The 19,097-nt window shown below is 63.6% G+C and carries 11 protein-coding genes; 8 read left to right on the forward strand and 3 right to left on the reverse strand.

The genetic code is table 11. The features are described 5' to 3' along the window. Positions 1 to 216: 216 nt before the first annotated feature. From LOY35_RS03980 to LOY35_RS28510, 4 genes are all read left to right on the forward strand, one after another. Complete coding sequence (locus LOY35_RS03980) at positions 217 to 2,430, forward strand: DUF1631 domain-containing protein (protein WP_258630827.1); 2,214 nt, start codon at positions 217 to 219, stop codon at positions 2,428 to 2,430. 63 nt (positions 2,431 to 2,493) lie between these two features. Then, positions 2,494 to 3,054 carry a 1,6-anhydro-N-acetylmuramyl-L-alanine amidase AmpD gene (gene ampD / locus LOY35_RS03985; RefSeq protein ID WP_258630829.1) on the forward strand — a complete coding sequence of 187 codons (561 nt, stop codon included), beginning with the start codon at positions 2,494 to 2,496 and terminating at the stop codon, positions 3,052 to 3,054. After that, a complete protein-coding gene (gene ampE, locus LOY35_RS03990) occupies positions 3,051 to 3,887 on the forward strand; it encodes a regulatory signaling modulator protein AmpE (protein ID WP_258630830.1) in 837 nt (278 codons plus the stop codon). The genes ampD and ampE overlap by 4 nt, the downstream gene beginning before the upstream one ends. 1,577 nt (positions 3,888 to 5,464) lie before the next feature. Next, positions 5,465 to 6,169, forward strand: a complete 705-nt coding sequence (locus LOY35_RS28510) for a methyl-accepting chemotaxis protein (protein ID WP_408981246.1) — start codon at positions 5,465 to 5,467, stop codon at positions 6,167 to 6,169. Between the two features lie 870 nt (positions 6,170 to 7,039). Here the strand turns inward: LOY35_RS28510 and LOY35_RS04000 are convergent. Together LOY35_RS04000 and cra are read right to left on the reverse strand one after the other, a co-directional pair. After that, the gene (locus LOY35_RS04000) at positions 7,040 to 7,816 is read right to left on the reverse strand and encodes a TatD family hydrolase (protein WP_258630833.1); all 777 of its coding nucleotides are present in this window, start codon (positions 7,814 to 7,816) and stop codon (positions 7,040 to 7,042) included. A gap of 3 nt (positions 7,817 to 7,819) precedes the next feature. Then, positions 7,820 to 8,815 (reverse strand): catabolite repressor/activator, encoded by a 996-nt coding sequence (gene cra, locus LOY35_RS04005; protein WP_258630834.1) that lies wholly within the window; start codon positions 8,813 to 8,815, stop codon positions 7,820 to 7,822. A 287-nt stretch (positions 8,816 to 9,102) separates the two neighbouring features. Between cra and ptsP the strand changes: the two genes are divergently transcribed. The 4 genes from ptsP to LOY35_RS04025 all read left to right on the forward strand — a co-directional run bounded on the left by ptsP (position 9,103) and on the right by LOY35_RS04025 (position 16,412). After that, positions 9,103 to 11,967, forward strand: coding sequence for a phosphoenolpyruvate--protein phosphotransferase (gene ptsP / locus LOY35_RS04010; protein ID WP_258630836.1), 2,865 nt, complete (start codon positions 9,103 to 9,105; stop codon positions 11,965 to 11,967). Continuing rightward, positions 11,967 to 12,908: a 1-phosphofructokinase gene (gene pfkB / locus LOY35_RS04015; protein WP_258630837.1), complete on the forward strand. Its 942-nt coding sequence runs from the start codon at positions 11,967 to 11,969 to the stop codon at positions 12,906 to 12,908. The genes ptsP and pfkB overlap by 1 nt, the downstream gene beginning before the upstream one ends. A gap of 14 nt (positions 12,909 to 12,922) precedes the next feature. Beyond that, entirely contained in the window at positions 12,923 to 14,683 is a 1,761-nt protein-coding gene (locus LOY35_RS04020) for a PTS fructose-like transporter subunit IIB (RefSeq protein ID WP_258630839.1), read from the forward strand. Positions 14,684 to 14,870: 187 nt separating this feature from the next. Further along, positions 14,871 to 16,412, forward strand: coding sequence for an alkaline phosphatase (locus LOY35_RS04025; RefSeq protein ID WP_258630841.1), 1,542 nt, complete (start codon positions 14,871 to 14,873; stop codon positions 16,410 to 16,412). A 129-nt stretch (positions 16,413 to 16,541) separates the two neighbouring features. Here the strand turns inward: LOY35_RS04025 and LOY35_RS04030 are convergent, their stop codons facing one another. Beyond that, positions 16,542 to 19,067, reverse strand: a complete 2,526-nt coding sequence (locus LOY35_RS04030; protein WP_258630842.1) for a sulfite reductase flavoprotein subunit alpha — start codon at positions 19,065 to 19,067, stop codon at positions 16,542 to 16,544. Positions 19,068 to 19,097 lie beyond the last annotated feature (30 nt).

A 19,097-nucleotide genomic window follows, 5' to 3' on the forward strand; every position in this document is an offset into this window, starting at 1 on the left:
CCAGTGTCCTGTTGCACAAACATTGTTCACCAGGACCTGCATTTGGTCGGCTTCTCGCAACGTTTTGCCGATTTGCCGGTCATTTATTTCGATGTATTTCAAGCTGGGTCACAGAGTCCTCTGGTGCGACGGGGTTCTTTTACAGATAATTCGCCTTTCGATTGACGTCATGACTTTGACGTTGCCAGCCGAAGGACGCCGTTTCAGGAGGTCAGGATGTATAACGACGGGAATGTAGTGCCTTTGCGCAAGGCGTCTACCGATCAGGCGAATCGCTCGCCACTCGCCCGTTTGCCTGTAATTCTGCTCCAGGTTCGCGACAAGGCCGCGCAACAGCTGCGCCTTGGCTTGCAGAGGCTGTTCGATAACGCCGACGACACCTTGTTCGAAATGGCCGACCGGGCGCGCAACGATGTCGAACAGAATCTGTTCTTCGAAGCCATGCGGGACCTGCGCCTGAAGCGAAAGAGTATCGAACGCGAATTCATCGAGCAGTTCTTCGAGGCGTTCGTCAGCCTCGCCCAGTACGACCTGACTCACGCCTCCTTGAGCACCGCCGTTGCTCCGAGTGTTCCGGTCCAGTCCTCCCATGACGATCTGGAGCGCCATCTGGCAGTGGAAGCCATGGTCACCCGGGTGCTCAGTCGCGATGGGGCCTCCCTCGACCAATTGACGGCCCGGCTCAGCGTACTGCTGGCGCGACCGATGGCGAATTCCGAGAATCCCCTGAGCCCGGCGCTGCTGTGCGAGACCTTTCTGCAGGCCGGGCGCAACCTGGGAGTGGAGATCAAGGTCAAGCTGATCCTGCTGAAGCTGTTCGAGCGGTATGTGCTCAGCGAGTGCGACCAGTTCTATGCCGAGGCCAACCAGTTGCTGGCGGCCACGGGTATCCTGTCGGATCTCAAGATTTCGCCGTCCCGGCGTGCGTCGGATCGTGCCGACGATGCTCCGCGCTCCGCGCCAGAGCGTTCGACCAAGCCCCGGGCCGCCGAGGTCGATGACAGTGTGCAGGAAGTGTTTTCCGCCTTGCAGAAACTGGTGATGCAGGTGCGTGGCAGCGTGGCCCCGACCCTGGAGCCCAGCGCACCGGCGCAGCCCATCTCGACCCGTGACCTGTTGCGCCTGCTCTCCCATTTGCAGCAATACGTGCCGGCCCCCACGCTTCAGGACGAGTTCGATCTGCGCAGCCAGCTCGAACAACTGCTCACCCGGGTCAGCGTCAAGAGCGGCAAGTCGCGGGTGGTCGAAGGTGCCGATGAGGACGTGATCAACCTGATCGCGATGATGTTCGAGTTCATCCTCGACGACCACAACCTGCCGGACTCCCTCAAGGCGTTGATCGGCCGCCTGCAAATCCCGATGCTCAAGGTCGCGGTGCAGGACAAGAGTTTCTTCAGTCGCGGCAATCATCCCGCCCGCCGACTGCTTAACGAAATTGCCGCCGCAGCCATGGGCTGGGGCGATTGCGACGATCATCAGCGCGATAGCCTTTATCAGCGCATCGAACAGGTGGTGCAACGCCTGTTGAACGACTTCGTCGATGACCCGGCGATTTTCTCCGAAGTCCTGGCCGAGTTTCTCGCCTTCACCAGCGACGAGCGACGCCGCAGCGAGCTGCTCGAGCAGCGTATCCGCGATGCCGAGGAAGGGCGGGCCAAGGCCGAGCTGGCACGTCAGCGGGTCGAAGGTGCGTTGAATCAGGTCATGCTCGGCAAGGTGCTGCCCCAGGCCGTGGTGGAGTTCGTGCAGCAGGCCTGGAGCCAGGTGCTGCTGCTGACCGGCTTCAAGCATGGCGAGCAGTCAGCCGAATGGAAGGCCGATGTCCTGACCCTGGAGCAACTGATCTGGAGTGTCCAGTATCACGATGAGCCGGATGCCGGCCTGCGCTTGCTGGCCATGGTGCCGGAGCTGCTCAAGGCCTTGCGCGAAGGGTTGAGCCGTTCGGCGTTCGATCCGTTCGCCACCAGTGAATTCTTCAGCGAACTGGAAGTCCTGCACGTGCAGGCTTTGCAGCGCATGGGCCAGGCCACGGATCAGGCCCAGTCGGCCGATGCGCCGGTGATGATCGAGGTGCGGGAGAAAATTGTCCTGCGCCCCGCCTACAAAGTTCCGGCGGATAACGTGACGGTGCGCTTGCCGGCCGATGACGTGGGCCTGCTTCAGGTCGACCAATTGCGCCTGGGCAGCTGGGTGGAGTTCCAGGAGGATGACGACAACAGCCTGCGTTGCAAGCTGGCGGCGATCATCCAGAGCACCGGCAAATATATCTTCGTCAACCGTACCGGCCTCAAGGTACAGGAACACAGCCGCACCGGCCTGGCCCTGGAGTTTCGTCGAGGGGCCGCGCGCCTGTTGGACGACACTTTGCTGTTCGACCGGGCGCTGGAATCCGTGCTCGGCAATCTGCGCCAACTCAATCGCGGCAAGTGATCGCACAGTCCGGGTCGATCACGGCATACTGGCGGCATCGCCGTCGTCTTCGAAGGAACCTGTATGCAGCTGGACCCCGCGAGCGGTTGGTGCGATGGCGTGCGTCATTGCCCGTCGCCCAACTTCAATGCGCGCCCCGAGGGCGAAATTTCCCTGCTGGTGATCCACAACATCAGCCTGCCGCCTGCCCAGTTCGCCACGGGTAAGGTGCAGGAATTCTTCCAGAATCGTCTGGATGTCACGGAACATCCCTACTTTGCCGGTATCGCCGACTTGCGTGTCTCCGCGCATTTTCTGATCGAGCGTGACGGCGCCGTTACCCAGTTTGTCTCTTGTCTGGAGCGTGCGTGGCATGCGGGCGTTTCGTGCTTCGAGGGGCGGGAAACCTGCAATGATTTTTCCATTGGCATCGAGCTTGAAGGCACCGATGACTTGCCGTTCACCGACGCGCAATATGCCGCCCTGGTGGACCTGACGCGGCAGTTGCAAGCGGCCTTCAAGGCGATCACCGTGCAGCGCATCTGCGGCCACAGCGATATCGCGCCGGGGCGCAAGACCGATCCGGGACCGGCATTTGACTGGGGACGCTATCGAGCGGCCCTGACAGAAGGGGAAGGACAATGAGTTTTCTGGTGTTGCTGCTGGCGGTCTGGATCGAGAAGTTCTCGGCACTGCGCCAGCGAGTCCAGCGTGACGGCGCGTGGCTGGGCGAGCTGAACCGGATCGAGGCGAGCCCTCGCTGGGTCAATCGGCCCTGGCTAGTGCTGCTGGCCATGGTCCTGTTGCCCGTGGCGCTGCTGGCGCTGTTGTTGTGGGTGCTTGAGCCGGTGGCCTACGGATTACTGGTGCTGCCGGTACACTTGCTGGTGGTGATCTACAGCCTGGGGCGTGGGGATCTGTTGGCCGAGCTGGGCCCGTTTCGCGACGCGTGGCGTCGCGAAGACCTGCAAGCGGCCAGCCATGTGGCCAAGCGCGACCTCGATATCGAAGCCGACAATGGCGAGCAATTGCTGGGACGTGTCCAGGGCCATCTGTTGTGGCAGGCCTACCAGAGCTTTTTCGCGGTGATTTTCTGGTACTTCCTGCTGGGCCCGGTGGCGGCCCTGAGTTATCGCCTGCTGGCGCTGGCCGCCGAGCATAGCCAGAACCCCGGCGTGGCCGAACGGGCAGCGCAACTGCGGCATGCCTTCGACTGGGTGCCGGTACGGCTGCTGGCGGCGAGTTTCGCCCTGGTGGGCAACTTCGTGGCGGTCAGCCGGGTGATGCTGCATGAACTGCTGAACTGGAACATCAGCGCCGCTCAATTGGTCGACAAGGTCGGCCTGGTGGCCGGCGAAATTCCTGAGCCCGTGGCCGGGCCGGACGGCATCAACAGCCTCGATCGGCTGTGGGAGTTGCTGCTGCGTGCGGCGGTGCTCTGGTATGCCGGGTTTGCGTTGTGGACGGTGTTGGCTTAATCGAACAGGTTTTCTGTGGCGAGGGGATTATCCCCGCTGGACTGCGAGGCAGTCCCCTCGATACTTGCCTTTGAATTACCAGGGCTGCTGCGCACCCCAGCGGGGATAAATCCCCTCGCCACAGTCGTTAACCTTAAGTTACAAATCTCCCCTCTGATTTAGGCTATACAGGGACGGCGCCCGATAGTGGCTTTCTGCTGTCTCTGTGCGCATACCCCATAACAATAAAAACACTACCGGGAGGCTTCCTTGTGAAGAGTTTGCTCTGGCCCGCCGTCGCCCTGATGAACCGCCTGAGTTTTGGCATGAAGTTCAGCCTGATCAGCGTGTTATTCCTGCTGCCGATGCTGGTGACCAACTTCTTTCTGGTGCGCGATTCCTACCGTGAGTTCCAGGGAACGCAAGTGGAGCTGCAAAGCCTCGACCTGCTGGGCAGCAGCCTGACCCTGCGCCGCGACCTGGAAACCCTGAACAATCTGGTGCAGATCAACGCCAGCCTGGGCCAGTCCGGCAAGGCCGGCGCTGTGGACGCAAAAATAGCCACCCTCGAGCAACAGATCCTTGCGCGTCTGCAAGGCCTGACCGCCATGGCCGTGGAGCCCGAGCAGGCGAGTCTCTTCGAGACCAAGCGTGCCGAAATAATCGCCGCGTTCAAGGCCCAGCAGACCGAAAACTCCCTGCAGAGCAAAAGTGCGCTGATCGGCAAGCTGCTCAACAGTTCGCAGATATTCAGCCAGATCATCGCCAGTCAGGCGGGGCTTAGTCGTGACAACCAGAGCGATATTCGTCAGCTCGGCGAACTGATTACCGGCGTGACCCCCGATGTCACCCAGATCCTGGGTGAGGGGCGTGCGCTGGGTGCTTCGGCCTTGGGCCTGGGGTTTCTCAATTCCGCCTCCAGCACCCGGTTCGATGAGCTGCTGGCGCAGATCGAAAAAGTCCAGGGTGAATATGGCCTGAAGCTGCAAGACGCATTGACCTCCAGCCCGGCGGCGGGACAAGCCCTTGCCGGTTCGGCTGACGCCAGCAAGGTCACCTTGAGGAAGGCCGCTGAGCTGATCGAAGAACAGGTGGTGATGGCCGACACCCTCGATGCGCCCTGGCCGGCATTTTTCGATCAGGTCAGCAGCCTGATGGAACAGACCTACCGGCTGAACGACGCGGTGCTGGGTTTTCTCGGTGTCCAGTTGCAGCATCGCCTGGAGCAGAACCGCAGCCACATGGTGCTGCAAGCCGTGGCGTTGGTGGGGGTGTTCCTGCTGATTTTCTATCTGTACGCCGGTTTCTATGCCTCGACCCGCACCACCCTCCAGTACTTGGGCCGGATGATGGACAAAGTGGCGGCGGGGGATATGACGGTCAATTTCGTGGCTCGCAGCAAGGACGAACTGGGCGAGTTGGGCGAAGTGTTCAACGGCACCGTGGCGAAGATCCACGACCTGATCGAACGGGTGGGTCAGACAGTCGTCGAGGTGGAGCGCCAGGCCGGGCAGGTGGAATCGGTATCGGCCCAAAGCAACCAGGCGGTGGCGGGGCAGCGCAGCCAGATCGAACTGGTTGCCACGGCGATGAACCAGATGTCGGCCACGGCTCAGGAGGTGGCCCGCAGTGCCGCAGCGGCGGTCAGCAGCGCGCACAGCGTGAACGATGAAACACTCAGCGGGCGAGGGTTGGTGGAGTCCCAACAGGGCAGCATCGCCCGCCTGGCCAGCGAAATCGATCAGTCGGTGCAGGTGATCAATCAGTTGGCGACCGACAGCCAGGCCATCAGCCGCGTGCTGGATGTGATCAAGAGCATTGCCGAGCAGACCAACCTATTGGCCCTCAACGCCGCGATCGAGGCGGCTCGGGCCGGTGAACAGGGGCGCGGCTTCGCGGTGGTGGCCGATGAGGTGCGGACCCTGGCCAAGCGGACCCAGCAGTCGACTGAAGAGATCGAGGCGATGATCAGCCGTCTGCACGGCGGTGTGGGGGCGGCGGTCAAGGCCATGGGTACCAGTCATGAGATGGCCAATGGCACGGTCGGTCAGTCGGAGAAGGTCCAGCAAGCGTTGGAGAACATCCTCGGTGCAGTTGGCATGATCGTCGACCAGAATCAGCAGATCGCGGCGGCTGTCGAGCAGCAGACGGCGGTGGCCCATGATATCGACCGGAACATTGTCGAGATCAACCGTGCGGGTGAGCGCACGGCCGAAGGTGCGCATCAGACTGAGGATGCCAGCCGTGAATTGTCTGCGCAGGTGGGGCAGCTCAAGTTGTTGATCAATGCGTTTCGGGTGTGAAGATCGCTGCGGAACCCATGTGGGAGCGAGCCTGCTCGCGATGGCGGTCTTGCGGTTGGCCGGGGTTTTGGGTCGAGTACATATCCATTGCTGCGGTAACGGCGGCTTAGGGTTCCGCCCTTACGGCGGCTTACTTTTTTTCAAACGCCAAAAAAAGTAAGCAAAAAAGGCTTGGCCCCACCACTCGGTGCCTCGCCTGGGCTCGGCATACCCTCACTCCGGCATTACTCCGTGGGCCCGCCGCGAAGGGCCATCCATGGCCCAGCGCGGCTAACCCGGCATCCATGCCGGGTTGCCCACTACGCAATGCCTGCGTTCGGCCGTCGTGGTTAATGGGGCCCGAAGATCAAAAGCAAAAGCAAAAGCAAAAGCAAAGCGAGGCGGTCTTGTGGTTGGCCGGGGGGTTGGGTCGAGTACATATCCGTTGCTGCGGTAACGGCGGCTTAGGGTTCCGCCCTTACGGCGGCTTACTTTCTTTCAAACGCCAAAGAAAGTAAGCAAAGAACGCTTGGCCCCACCACTCGGTGCCTCGCCTGGGCTCGGCATACCCTCACTCCGGCATTGCTCCGTGGGCCCGCCGCGAAGGGCCATCCATGGCCCAGCGCGGCTAACCCGGCATCCATGCCGGGTTGCCCACTACGCAATACCTGCGTTCGGCCGTCGTGGTTAATGGGGCCCGAAGATCAAAAGCAAAAAGCAAAAAGCAAAAAGCAAAAGCAAGAAAGCGAGGCGGCTTTACAGCCGACCTGTCTCTCCTGCGGTACCTCGATCAAATTGTGGGAGCGGGCTTGCTCGCGAAGGCGTCGGTACATCCAGCCTCTCTCGCCCAGGCTGACCGCTTGCGCGAGCAGTCCGCATCGGAGAGTACTGTCACCAGTTGAACAATTGCCGGGCGTTCGCTGTGCTGGCTTCGGCCAGTTGCTCCGGGCTGACTGCCATGATGCCGGCCAGGGCCTCGCAAATCGCCGGCAGGTGTGCCGGGCTGTTGCGTTGGCCGGGGAACATTGCCGGGGCCATGTCCGGGGAGTCGGTTTCCAGCACAATCGCATCCAGTGGCAGTTTCGCCAGGACCCGGTGCATGCGCAGGGCCTGGGGCCAGGTGGCGGCGCCGCCGAGGCCGAGTTTGTAACCGAGCTTGATGTACTCGCGGGCTTCTTCGAAACTGCCGGCGAAGGCGTGGATGATCCCCGCGCGTTTCAGGGGAAGGCGCTTGAGGGTGGCGATGACCGCTGCGTGGCTGCGGCGTACGTGGATGAGTGCCGGCAGTTCGAACTCCGCCGCCAGTTGCAGTTGCGCTTCGAACAGCGTCTGCTGGCGCTCACGGTCCAGGTTCTCGATGTAGTAATCCAGGCCGATTTCCCCCACCGCGCACAATTGCCGATGGCCGGCCAGGCGGGTCAGCCAGTCGCGCAGGTGGGTCATGTCGTCGGGGCGATGCTGGTCGAGGTACACCGGGTGCAGGCCCAGCGCGGCGTGCAGGTCCGGGTCGCTTTGTACCAGGTTCCAGACCCGCTGCCAGTTGTCGCGATACACACCCAGCACCACCATCTGCCGGACGCCCAAGGCGCGGCTTGCGGCCAGCAGCGCCGGACGATCCGCGTCGAAATCGGGAAAGTCCAGGTGGGTGTGGGTGTCGATCAGCTCCACGATTCAGTCCTGGTGGATACGCTGCTTGAAGGTCCGCGCAATGGCCTGTACGCCAGGCTGGTAGTCATCGTTCTCGATGGCCGCCAAGGCCAGTTCCAGCGCCTTGTCGGCGATCAATTGATGTTGCTGGGACATGGCATTGACCGGCAATGGCAGGAAATCCAGCAGTTGCGTGTCACCAAAGGTGCCCAGGCGCAGCGGGCGCGACTTGAGCGGGAAATCGTGCAGGGCGTCGAACACCCCTTGCAGCAGCACGTAGGAAGTGGTGATCAGCGCGTCGGGCAGATGCCCCAAGCGCTCAAGCAAGTCGTCCATCAACTGGCGGCCGCATTCGCGGCTGAACGATTCGCCGTGCTCGATCAGCACCTGGCCATCGAATCCGCTCAGTGCTTCGCGAAAGCCCGCGGCCCGCTCCTGGCTGATACTCAGCTCGGGACGCGCGCCGACCAGCACGATCTGCCGGGGTTGCGTCTCCAGCAGGCTGCGGGTCAGTTGCAGGCTGGCCTGACGGTCGTCACTGATCACCGAACAGAAGTGCTCAGGCTCCATCACCCGGTCGATGGCGATGATCGGAATGCCCTTGGCCTGCAGCTGGCGATAGCTGTCATCCCCGGCCGGCAGGCAGCTGGCGACGATCAGCGCGTCGCAGCGGCGGGCGCGGAACAGCTGCAACAGTTGCCGCTCACTTTCTGGCGCATCATCGGAACTGGCGATCAGCAACTGGTAGCCCTGCGCCCGGGCGCCCTGTTCCAGCAGCTTGGCGATGCGGGCGTAACTGGGGTTTTCCAGGTCCGGCAGGATGAAGCCCAGGGTGCGGGTATGCCGACTGCGCAATCCGGCGGCCTGGGGGTTAGGCGTGAAGCCATGTTCTTCGACCACCGCACGCACCCGTTCGACGGTCGCATTGCTGATGCGTTGCTGTTCGGCCTTGCCGTTGATGACATAGCTGGCGGTGGTGACGGACACACCGGCCAGTTGGGCGATATCACTGAGTTTCAACCCGTTTTTCCTTGTTTTTTCGAGTTTGCCCGACACTGAGCGTCCATCCTAACCGATTCGGCGCGACGGTCGTGGTCCAAACACTGGCGACAAGTTGCACTTCAAGGATGAGAGATTATCGAGTAACGTGCCAATCTTTCTAGATTAAACGTTTCAGCAAGCGTATTTTCAAGGTTAGCAGGATTTTTTGGCCGCACTGCCGCGATACCGCCAAAAGCCGTCCTGTAACGCTAAGCTGTCATTCAAAACAATACCTGGCGCCAACCCGACGCCAAAAAGGAGAAAGCATGCTCGAGCTCAATCCAGAGCAGATATCCATGGCCCAGACCGCCGTGGATAAAGCCGCCGCGCTGCAATTGCTCGCTGACAAACTGGTGGCCGATGGCCTGGTGGCCGAAGGTTATCTCGCCGGCTTGCAGGCCCGTGAAGCCCAGGGTTCGACCTTTCTTGGCCAAGGTATCGCCATTCCCCACGGTACGCCGCAAACCCGCGACCTGGTGCACTCCACCGGCGTGCGCTTGCTGCAGTTCCCCGAAGGGGTGGACTGGGGCGATGGCCAGATCGTCTACCTGGCGATCGGGATCGCGGCCAAGTCCGACGAACACTTGCGCCTGCTGCAACTGCTGACCCGCGCCCTCGGCGAGACCGACCTGGGCCAGGCGCTGCGGCGTGCCGGCTCCGCCGAAGCCTTGCTGAAGTTGCTGCAAGGCGCGCCGCAGGAGCTGGCTCTGGATGCACAGATGATCGGGCTCGGCGTGTCGGCCGATGATTTCGAAGAGCTGGTGTGGCGTGGCGCCCGTTTGCTGCGCCAGGCCGATTGCGTGAGTAACGGCTTTGCCGGGGTGTTGCAGCAGGTCGATGCGCTGCCCCTGGGCGATGGCCTGTGGTGGCTGCACAGCGAACAGACCGTCAAGCGCCCAGGTCTTGCCTTCGTGACACCGGACAAACCCATCCGCTATCTGGGACAACCCTTGAGTGGCCTGTTCTGTCTTGCCAGTCTCGGCGAAGCTCACCAGGCGTTGCTCGAACGACTCTGCGCGTTGCTGATCGAAGGTCGCGGCCATGAGCTGGGCCGTGCCACCAGCAGTCGCAAGGTGCTGGAAGTGCTCGGTGGCGAGCTGCCCGCCGACTGGCCCAGCGCTCGAATCGGCCTGGCCAACGCCCATGGCTTGCATGCGCGTCCGGCGAAGATTCTTGCGCAATTGGCGAAAAGCTTCGAAGGCGAGATCCGCGTGCGCATCGTCGACGGCCAGGACAGCGCCGTGTCGGCCAAGAGCCTGAGCAAGCTGCTGAGCCTGGGCGCCCGCCGCGGTCAGGTCCTGGAATTCATCGCTGAACCGAGCATCGCCGCCGATGCGTTGCCGGCACTGCTGGCGGCCATCGAAGAAGGCCTGGGCGAAGAAGTCGAGCCGCTGCCGCCACCGAGTGCGCCGCAGGAAAGCCCGATGGCCGAAGTCGCCGCCGTGATGCTGGCCCCCGAATCCGGCAGCCTGATCCAGGCGGTGCCTGCCGCGCCGGGAATCGCCATTGGCCCGGCTCATATCCAGGTCGTGCAAGCCATCGACTATCCGCTGCGCGGCGAGTCGGCCGCCATCGAGCGCGAGCGCTTGCAGAACGCCTTGAATCAGGTGCGCCGCGACATCGAAGGCCTGATCGAGCGCGCCAAGGCCAAGGCCATCCGCGAAATCTTCGTGACCCATCAGGAAATGCTCGACGACCCTGAGCTCACTGACGAAGTCGATACCCGCCTGAAGCTCGGTGAAAGTGCGCAGGCGGCGTGGATGGGCGTGATTGAAGCCGCGGCGAAAGAACAGGAAGCCTTGCAGGACGCGCTGCTCGCCGAGCGTGCTGCCGATCTGCGTGACGTCGGCCGACGCGTGCTGGCGCAGTTATGCGGTGTCGAAACCCCGAACGAACCCGAGCAGCCGTACATCCTGGTGATGGACGAGGTCGGTCCGTCCGACGTGGCGCGCCTGGACCCGAGCCGGGTGGCGGGGATTCTCACCGCACGTGGCGGCGCCACCGCCCATAGCGCGATTGTCGCTAGGGCCCTGGGCATTCCGGCGCTGGTGGGGGCGGGGGCCTCGGTGTTGTTGCTGGCCCCAGGCACTTCATTGTTGCTGGACGGCCAGCGCGGTCGCCTGCATGTGGAGCCCGATGCCGCCACCCTGCAACGCGCCGTCGAGGAGCGTGACACCCGCGAGCAGCGCCTCAAGGTTGCTGCCGAACAGCGTCACCAACCCGCGCTGACCCGTGATGGCCACCCGGTGGAGGTGTTCGCCAACATCGGCGAAAGCGCCGGTGTCGCCAGCGCGGTGGAGCAGGGTGCCGAAGGCATCGGCCTGTTACGCACCGAACTGATTTTCATGGCCCACACCCAGGCACCGGACGAAGCGACCCAGGAAGCCGAATACCGCAAGGTGCTCGACGGCCTGGCCGGCCGGCCGCTGGTGGTGCGCACGCTGGATGTCGGCGGCGACAAGCCGCTGCCGTACTGGCCGATCGCGAAAGAAGAAAACCCGTTCCTCGGCGTGCGCGGCATCCGTCTGACTTTGCAGCGCCCACAGATCATGGAGGCACAACTGCGTGCCTTGCTGCGTTCGGCGGACAACCGTCCGTTGCGGATCATGTTCCCGATGGTGGGCAACGTCGAGGAATGGCGCCAGGCCCGGGACATGACCGAGCGCCTGCGCCTGGAAATTCCGGTGGCGGACCTGCAGCTGGGGATCATGATCGAAGTGCCGTCCGCCGCGTTGCTGGCGCCGGTGCTCGCCAAGGAGGTCGACTTCTTCAGCGTGGGCACCAACGACCTGACCCAGTACACCCTGGCCATCGACCGGGGTCACCCGAGTCTTTCGGCCCAGGCCGACGGCTTGCACCCGGCGGTGTTGCAATTGATCGACATCACCGTGCGCGCAGCCCATGCCCATGGCAAATGGGTGGGCGTGTGCGGCGAGCTGGCGGCCGATCCGCTGGCGGTACCGGTGCTGGTGGGCCTGGGGGTGGATGAGCTGAGTGTGTCGGCCCGCAGCATTGCCGAGGTCAAGGCGCGAGTACGCGAACTGAGCCTCGAACAAGCACAAACCCTGGCCCGCGAAGCATTGGCCGTGGGCAGCGCCAATGACGTGCGCGCATTAGTGGAGGCGCTGTAATGGCGAAGATTCTTACCCTGACCCTCAACCCGGCGCTCGACCTCACGGTGGAACTGGCGCGCCTGGAACCGGGCCAGGTCAACCGCAGCGATGCCATGCACAGCCACGCCGCCGGCAAAGGCGTGAACGTCGCCCAGGTACTTGCCGACCTGGGACATACGCTGACCGTCAGCGGCTTTCTGGGTGAAGACAACGCTCAGACGTTCGAGACACTGTTCGCTCAACGCGGTTTTGCCGACGCCTTTATCCGGGTGCCCGGGGAAACCCGCAGCAACATCAAGCTGGCCGAGCAGGATGGCCGCATCACCGACCTCAACGGCCCCGGCCCGAGGGTCGATGACGCGGCGCAGCAAGCGTTGCTGGCGCGCCTGGAGCAGATCGCCCCCGGGCACGATGCCGTGGTGGTGGCAGGCAGCTTGCCCCGGGGTGTCAGCCCGCAGTGGTTGCAGGCATTGATCACGCGCCTGAAAACCCTCGGCCTGAAAGTGGCCCTCGATACCAGTGGCGAAGCCTTGCGCGTCGCGCTGGCGGCCGGGCCGTGGCTGATCAAGCCGAACACCGAGGAACTGGCCGATGCACTGGGCTGCGATGTGGTGACCGAACAGGCCCAGGCCCAAGCGGCGCAACGCCTGCATGCTCAAGGTGTTGAGCATGTGGTGATATCCCACGGTGCCGACGGTGTGAATTGGTTCAGTGTCGGTTCGGCGTTGCACGCTTCTCCCCCCAAGGTCACCGTCGCCAGCACCGTGGGCGCCGGGGATTCGCTGCTGGCGGGCATGTTGCACGGCCTGCTCGGTGCACACGCCCCGGAGCAGACCCTGCGCACCGCCACGGCCATCGCTGCGATGGCGGTCACCCAGATCGGCTTCGGCATTCATGACACCGCGTTGCTGGCGTCGCTTGAACAGGGCGTGCGCGTGCGCCCCCTGACAGAACAATAAGAGGGTTCGCGAGAATGAAATTAGCCATTGTGACGGCCTGCCCGAACGGCATGGTCACCAGTGTGTTGTGCGCCCGCCTGCTGGACGCGGCGGCCCAGCGCCAGGGATGGAGCACCAGCGTCGAAGTCCATGACGCGGCCCATCCGGAGCGCCAGTTGTCGACGGCCACCCTTGAAGCCGCCGAGTGGGTGTTGCTGGTCGCCAGCGGCCCGGTGGACCTGTCGCGGTTCGTCGGCAAACGCCTGTTCCGCAGTACCCCGGCCCAGGCTCTACAGGATGTCGATTCGGTGTTGCGACGTGGCGCCGAAGAGGCGGCGGTGCTGCTCGAGTCGGATGTTCAGCAGGAAGCGGCTGGTGCTGCGCAATCGCCCGGGGCTGCGAGTGAACGTGCGCCGCACCTGGTTGCTATCACCGCGTGCCCGACGGGCGTGGCCCATACCTTCATGGCCGCCGAGGCATTGCAGCAAGCCGCAACGCGATTGGGCTACGACCTGCAGGTGGAAACCCAGGGTTCGGTGGGCGCGCGCAATCCGTTGAGCCCCCAGGCCATTGCCGATGCGGACGTGGTGCTGCTGGCGACCGACATCGAAGTCGCCACCGAGCGTTTTGCCGGCAAGAAGATCTACCGCTGCGGCACGGGCATCGCCTTGAAGCAAGCGGAGGCCACGCTGAAAAAAGCCTTGGCCGAAGGGCAACAGGAAACGGCCTCCAGCAGCAGTGCGGGGCCGGCCAAGGCGGAGAAGACCGGCGTCTATAAGCATCTGCTGACGGGCGTGTCGTTCATGCTGCCGATGGTGGTGGCCGGTGGTTTGCTGATCGCCTTGTCGTTCGTGTTCGGCATCACCGCGTTCAAGGAACCCGGGACGCTGGCGGCCGCGCTGATGCAGATCGGCGGCGACAGCGCGTTCAAATTGATGGTGCCGTTGCTGGCCGGTTACATTGCCTATTCCATCGCTGACCGTCCTGGCCTCGCGCCGGGGATGATCGGTGGGATGCTGGCGAGCACCCTGGGCGCCGGGTTCATCGGCGGGATCATTGCCGGCTTCCTGGCCGGTTACGCGGCCAAGGCGATCAACCGCTACGCCCGTCTGCCCCAGAGCCTTGAAGCCCTCAAGCCGATCCTGATCATCCCGCTGCTGGCGAGCCTGTTCACCGGGCTGGTGATGATCTACGTGGTGGGCAAGCCAGTGGCGGGCATGCTCGAAAGCCTGACCCACTTCCTCGACAGCATGGGTACCACCAATGCGATTCTGTTGGGCCTGCTACTGGGGGCGATGATGTGTGTCGACCTCGGTGGCCCGATCAACAAGGCCGCCTACGCATTTTCGGTGGGGTTGCTGGCGTCGCAGAGTTATGCGCCGATGGCCGCGACCATGGCCGCCGGCATGGTGCCGCCGATTGGCCTGGGCATTGCCACCCTCATCGCTCGCCGCAAGTTTGCCCAGACCGAACGCGAGGCCGGTAAGGCGGCGTTGGTGCTGGGGCTGTGCTTCATTTCCGAAGGTGCGATTCCGTTCGCGGCGAAGGATCCGTTGCGGGTGATCCCGGCCAGTATCGCAGGGGGGGCGCTGACCGGTGCGCTGTCGATGTACTTCGGCTGCAAACTCATGGCACCCCACGGCGGCTTGTTCGTGATGCTCATCCCCAACGCCATCAACCATGCGTTGCTGTACGTGATGGCGATCGTGGCGGGCAGCCTGCTGACGGCGGTGTCGTATGCGCTGCTCAAGCGGCCGGAGCAAGTCGAGATGGCACTGGAGCCCGCCAAGGCCTGAGCCATTTCCTGAGACAATAGGAAGTCCCCTGTGGGAGCGGGCCTGCTCGCGATGCGGTCTATCAGCCAACAACTTTGTTATCTGATACTCCGCCATCGCGAGCAGGCTCGCTCCCACACTGTTTTTTGCAACGTTCACAAACGATTAACACGAGCATGTTCTAGTTTCCCCATTTGGGAGGAACACCATGAGCGAATTCGACCTGGGCCGGCGCCGTGTGATGCAGGCCGTGGGGGCGGGGTTGTTGTTGCCGGGGCTGGCGCCAGCGGTGATTGCCTCGGTCAAGGATCGGCCGGTACTGACCGATGGTGTGCAGTCCGGTGACTTGCAGGGCGACCGGGTGATGATCTGGAGTCGCAGCGACCGTCCGGCGCGCATGGTGGTGGAGTGGGACACCCGCAGCGGCTTCCTCAACCCCCGGCGCGTCGTTTCGCCACTGGCCGATGGTCGCAGCGACTTCACCGCCCGGGTCGAACTCAGTGGCCTGCCGCCCGACCAGGCGATTTTCTACCGCGTCCATTTCGAAGACGCCCAGAGCGGCGTTGCCAGTGAACGCTGGTTGGGCCATCTGCGCAGCGCGCCGCGGTTCAAGCGCCATATCCGTTTTGTCTGGAGCGGCGACACCGTCGGCCAAGGCTTCGGGATCAACCCGGACCTCGGCGGCATGCGTATCTACGAAGCCATGCGCCTGCGCCTGCCGGACTTCTTCATCCACAGCGGCGACACGATTTACGCTGACGGCCCGGTGCCTGCCCAGATCACCACGGAAGGCGGGCGCATCTGGCGTAATCTCACCACCGAAGCCAAGAGCAAGGTGGCCGAGACGCTGGACGAGTATCGCGGCAATTACCGCTACAACCTGATGGACGAGAACGTGCGGCGCTTCAACGCCGAGGTGCCGCAGATCTGGCAGTGGGATGACCACGAGGTGGTCAATAACTGGTCGCCGGGCAAACAACTGGACGAGCGCTACCAGACCAGGGATATCGGCACTCTGGTGGGCCGTGCGCGCCAAGCCTGGCTGGAATACGCGCCGATGCGCTTGCAGCAGGCCGATGGCGGCGGGCGGATCTATCGCAAACTCGCCTATGGACCGATGCTGGATGTGTTCGTGCTCGACATGCGCAGCTACCGAGAGGCCAATGATGCCAACCTCGGCGCGGCCAAACCCTTCCTCGGTCGCGAGCAGTTGAATTGGCTCAAGCGCGAGTTGCAGCAATCCCGCGCTCAATGGAAAGTCATCGCCGCCGACATGCCCATCGGCCTGGGCGTACCCGACGGTGAAGTCAGCCCCGGTGTGCCACGCTGGGAAGCGGTCGCCAACGGTGACCCGGGCCAGGCCCAGGGCCGCGAAGTTGAAATGGCCGAACTGCTTGGCTACCTGCGCAAGCATCAAGTGCGCAACTACGTCTGGCTCACCGCCGATGTCCACTATTGCGCCGCCCACCACTACCACCCGGAACAGGCCGCGTTCCAGGATTTCGAGCCGTTCTGGGAATTTGTCGCCGGGCCGCTGAACGCCGGCAGTTTCGGACCCAATCCCTTGGACAAGACCTTCGGCCCCGAAGTGGTGTTCCAGAAGGCACCCCCGGCCCAGAACACCTCGCCGTTTGCCGGCTTTCAGTTCTTTGGCGAGGTGAACATTGACGGGCAGAGTGGGGAGATGAGCGTGGTGTTGCGGGATCTGGAAGGGGGGGCGGTGTTCGAGAAGAAGTTGCAGCCGGTGTGAGTTCTGCTCCACGACATCCCCCCGAGGGAGCGAGCCTGCTCGCGATAGCGGTGCATCAGACAGTATTTTTGTCGACTGACACACCGCATCGCGAGCAGGCTCGCTCCCACAAGGGGACAGGGTTGTCGGTCAGTAAACGTCCCGCCGATACCGCCCCTGCTCGATCAACCGCTCCACTTCCTCGGCCCCCAGCACGTCGTTGAGCACCTGATCCACCCCCGATGCCATACCCTGCAAGCTACCGCAGACATAGATCACCGCGCCGTCGGCCAGCCATTGCTTGAGCAGCGCGGCGGATTCGCGCAGGCGGTCCTGGACGTAGATCTTCTGTTCCTGATCCCGGGAGAACGCCAGGTCCAGGCGTTCCAGGTCGCCGGAGGTCACCCATTCCTGAAGCTCATCGCGGCAATGGAAATCATGTTCGCGCTGGCGTTCGCCAAACAGCAGCCAGTTGCGTTGCGGGCCTTCGGCGACGCGGGCCTTGAGCAAGCTGCGCAGGCCTGCCAGTCCGGTGCCGTTGCCCAGCAGGATCATCGGCACGCCCTGGGGCGGCAAGTGGAAGCCGCTGTTGCGCCGCACCCGCAGGCTGATGGCGCTGTCCAGTGGGGCGTACTCGGTGAGCCAGCCGGAGCCGATGCCCAGGCTGCCGTTGGCATGACGTTCCTGGCGCACGATCAGTTCCAGCACGCCATCGGCCGGGATCGAGGCGATGGAATACTCACGCGGCGCCAGCGGTGCCAGCGCGTCCAGCAGCGCCTGGGCATGCAGGCCCACCAGATGGGCGCGGTTCTCCGGTAACTGACGGGTCGCCAGGGCCTGTTCCAGGCTTTGCGGCAAACCGTCGACCTGGACGCGAGCGTTGCCGGCGATACCCAGGCCCTCGAGAAAATGCTCGATGGCCAGCAGCTCGTTGCGTGGCAGTATTTCCACCAGGTCGCCGGCCAGCCAGCTGCTTGGCCCAGGCGCGCTGAGGCCCAGCAGGTATACCCCCGAGCCACTGCTGTCGGGGTTGAGCAAGGTGCGCTGGCTGAGCGTCCAATGTTCGAAATCGGGGGCTTTCCAGGTGTCCACTGGCGCGTGCCCGGTCAGCTCGGCCAGTTGCTGTTGCCAGTGACGCAAGGCATATGGGTCGCCGCTGTCGACCTCCACCGGGGCGAACAGGGTCTTGCCGCCATGCTCAGCCAGCCAGGCGTGCAGGCGCCGGGCGAAACCGCAGAAGTTGTCGTACTGCCGGTCGCCCAGGCCCAGCACCGCATACTGCAGGCGCTCCAGGCCCAGGGGGCGGCCCAGCACCTTGCGCTCGAAACCCCGGGCGCTGTCCGGTCCTTCGCCGTCGCCAAAGGTACTGACCACAAACAAGGCGTGGGTGGAATTGCTCAGGTCCTGCTCGCTGACGCCGGCCAGTGGCTGGACGTTCACCGGCAGTCCGGCGGCCTGGAGCTGGCCGGCGGTCTGCCACGCCAGCTGTTCGGCAAAACCGCTCTGGCTGGCGAAGCCGATCAGCCACGCGGGCGCATCGCCGGGGCTGGCGGCCAGCCCCTGGCGTGCCTGGCGGACTTGACGTTTCTTGCGGCGACGGTCCAGGTACAGTAACCAGCCGGTGATGAAGAACAGCGGCATGGTCAGCGCTGCCACCGTCACCAGGATCCGTCCGATCAGGCCGAAATAGCTGCCGACATGCAGGGCATAGATGCTGGTCAGCAGTTGCGCCTTGAGGCTCTTGTCGCTGTAGCGTCTGTGTTGGCTGACGACGCCGGTGGCCGGGTCGAGGATGATCTGGTTCAGCGCCCGGTCATGGGGCGAGTTTTTCAGCAGGTAGAACACCGTCGCCGGTTGTCCGGCCACCGGCGGCATGCGCACATTGTAGGAGGCCAGGTCCGGGCCGGCGGCGCTGTAGATGCTGCTCCACATGGCCCGGTAATCGGCCACCGGCGGTGGGCCGTCAGGCACGGGGCCGCGGTTGCGCACCCGCTCGTTCTTCGGTGAGTCGGAAAGCAGGCGGGTCACACCCTTGTTGTACCAGTCGTAGGACCAGGTCAGCCCGGTCAGGGCCGCCAACAGGTAGAACGCCAGGCACCAGGTCCCGGCCACCGAATGCAAGTCCCAGTTGAAACTGCGGCCTTTCTTCTGCCAATCGAGGGTCAGCCAGGCACGCCAGCTCTTCCACTGGCGCGGCCAACGCAGGTACAACCCGGACAGGCAGAAAAACACCAGGATCAACGTGCAGGCCCCGGTAATCTGCCGGCCTACGTCGTCCAGGGCCAGGATGCGGTGCAGCTTGAGCATCAGGCCGAAGAAGTCCTGGCCCACCACATCGCCCATGAATTGAGCGTTGTACGGGTTGAAATAGCGCATGGGGCCGCGCTTTTCCCCGGGCGGCGCGGCGAAGATCGCCCGTGCGGCATTACCGCTGTCGGTTTCGACCCAGAGCATCGCGACGGTTTTACCGGCGGCAGCCTCGATCTGCTCCACCAGTTCGGCGGGCGGCAGGACACCGGTCGGTTGCTTCTCCACCGTCAGCACCTGCGGGTTCAGCGCCCGCAGGATCTCGTCCTGGAACGACACCGCGGCGCCGGTAATGCCCATAAAAGCCAGGACCAGCCCGGCACTGATGCCGAAAAACCAGTGCAACTGGAACAGGGTTTTCTTCAACACGTCGCCCGCCTTTCATTCATTACTGTTCAT

Source organism: Pseudomonas sp. B21-028 (assembly GCF_024749045.1).
GTDB lineage: Bacteria > Pseudomonadota > Gammaproteobacteria > Pseudomonadales > Pseudomonadaceae > Aquipseudomonas.